3 protein-coding genes are annotated in these 2,239 nt (G+C 49.6%); 2 read left to right on the top strand and 1 reads right to left on the bottom strand.

The genetic code is table 11. From position 1 onward, the window contains the following. Positions 1-203 precede the first annotated feature (203 nt). Positions 204-1,310: a PilT/PilU family type 4a pilus ATPase gene (locus tag D6694_08565; protein RMH41783.1), complete on the bottom strand. Its 1,107-nt coding sequence runs from the start codon at positions 1,308-1,310 to the stop codon at positions 204-206. A 196-nt stretch (positions 1,311-1,506) separates the two neighbouring features. Between D6694_08565 and D6694_08570 the strand changes: the two genes are divergently transcribed. Then, positions 1,507-1,791 (top strand): hypothetical protein, encoded by a 285-nt coding sequence (locus tag D6694_08570; GenBank protein RMH41784.1) that lies wholly within the window; start codon positions 1,507-1,509, stop codon positions 1,789-1,791. A 31-nt stretch (positions 1,792-1,822) separates the two neighbouring features. Continuing rightward, positions 1,823-2,239, top strand: a 417-nt coding sequence (locus tag D6694_08575) for a peptidase M6 (GenBank protein ID RMH41785.1), incomplete at its 3' end; no start/stop codon positions are given.

Below are 2,239 nucleotides of genomic sequence, written 5' to 3' on the forward strand. Positions count from 1 at the left end.
GGTGACGTCGTTTGCGTCGATCGGGATGGAGAACAGTTGGTTATCCGCAAGGGGTAAGCAAAAGGGAATATCCAACGGGGCAATTTTGCCCCGTTTTTTATTGGCTCCATGACATCGGAAGCACATCAGGACGTCTGTCTTGCTGCTACGGTTACGATTGACCCAGTGACCAGAAACTTGGAACGACTCTCCTTGTCGTTTGGTTACAACTTTGTCTTAAAAGGATTAACGGGTTGCTCGGACGTTCGATTGCCCGATAAGCGCATTTTCAAACTCAAATCATGACGTGATTCGGCATAATGAAGCGCCATTTCTTGCGTGATTTCACCAATCCTAAAGAGGTCATAAAGTGATTGATCGAAAGTGATCATGCCATCCATCTTGTTGCTGGCGATGGCTTTGGGGAGCTCTTCAAGATTGGTGCCACGGGCAATGATTTCGACGATTTCGGGGGCAGCAAGCATGACTTCAAGTGCTGGTATACGTTTGCCTTCCTTGTTGCGGATCAATCGCTGCGAGATGATGCCTTTGATCACTCCGGACAGCTCGGTCATCACATGCCCTTGCATCTCCTTGGGAAACATATTGCGGATCCGCTCCAACACTTGTTTGGCATTGTTGCCATGAATTGTCGCCAAACACAGATGCCCGGTCTGGGCGTAGTTCAGGGCGTATTCCATCGCTTCCGAGTCGCGAATCTCGCCAATCAAAATGACATCCGGCGCTTCGCGCATGGCGTTTTTCAGGGCGTTGGAGTAATTTTTTGTGTCTACGCCAATCTCACGTTGATCGATAATGGAACGTTTGTGCTCGTACAGAAATTCGATCGGATCTTCAATCGTTAGGATGTGGCCGCTTGCGCTGCGATTTCTGTGCTCAAGCATCGCGGCCATGGTGGTGGACTTACCGGAGCCTGTCGGGCCACAAACCAAAATCAAACCAGTGCGCTCCATAACCAGCTGCTTCAGAATTTTGGGCAAATGGAGCTCTTCGATGGTCGGGATATCGGATTTGATATGCCGCATGACCATCCCGACTTCACCGCGCTGATAGAACACATTAACACGAAAACGGCCAATGTCGCCGGCGCTGTACGCGAAGTTTGCTTCCCACTCTCGTTCAAATTCTTCGATTTGTTGCTCACTCATAATCGAATAAGCAATTTTCTTGATGGCGCCCGGTGGCATTGGGGCTTTACCAATTGGAGTGGCAACGCCTTCAACTTTCATATGAGGTGGCGCTCCGGTACTAAAGAACAGATCGGAGGCGTTTTTCTCCGCCATTAGCCTAAGCAGCAAGTGAATGTCCATTGCGACCTCGCGTCTGAAAAAAATTGACCACCCGACAGATCATAGTGCGTCATATTGGCTATCTCAAACGAAAAAACTGCACTTTTTGTGAAATATTTACGTAGTCGCAAGATATCGATAAGGATTAGAATGGCCTCTATTAGTCCGATATTGTGAGTAAGGCGAATGGGGAGTTGTTGAAATGTTTAAGGAATGGATGTCTGTTTTTGTATTGATTGGTTTGGCAGGGTGTCAAGCGACCGATAACGCGTCGTCCCCGGAACCAGCGGCAGAGCATATCAAAGGACCGACGGTGCCCAGCAAGTGTGGCAGCCCGCCTGTGTTGGATACCGCGGCCATCGAAACGATGTTGATGAAAAGCGGCAAGATAACAGAAACCATGAGTCGTGCAGAACGTGACAGAATTGTGCGTGAGTTTATTGCTCGCAAACAGGCGGCATACCGGTGTCAAGTGGCACCGACTTTAGACAAACCCTTTTAGTTTCAGTGAGTTTCAAGGAGTGTAGGAAGTGATGTTAAAGCGAGTGACCTTATCAGCATTGACCATGGCTTTTGCAGCTGTGGGTTTGAGCGCACCGGTGAAGGTGTTACCACCTAAGGATCCTGGAGTGGTCAACTCGGATCGAATTCTCTACTGGATGCAAAAACGCGGTGAATTGCACGCCAATGCTTCGGAAGCCGAGAAGCAAGCGGCGCTTGCACGCTGGACGAAAGGCATGTCGGCGAAACTGCCGCCTGAAATACAAGCACTGGAGAAACGCGCCTTCGTTAAGGGCGTACAGATGCAAAAACAGCTGCGTCGCGTGGCGGGTAAGACCAATGCTGTCAAGACCGTGAAAGTGTTGACGGTGCTGATTGAGTTTGCCGATGTGCCGCACGATAACAATGGCTTGTCGCCCAATGACACCTCGATGTATTACTCGGACTAC

The sequence above is a fragment of the Gammaproteobacteria bacterium genome (genome assembly GCA_003696665.1).
GTDB lineage: Bacteria > Pseudomonadota > Gammaproteobacteria > Enterobacterales.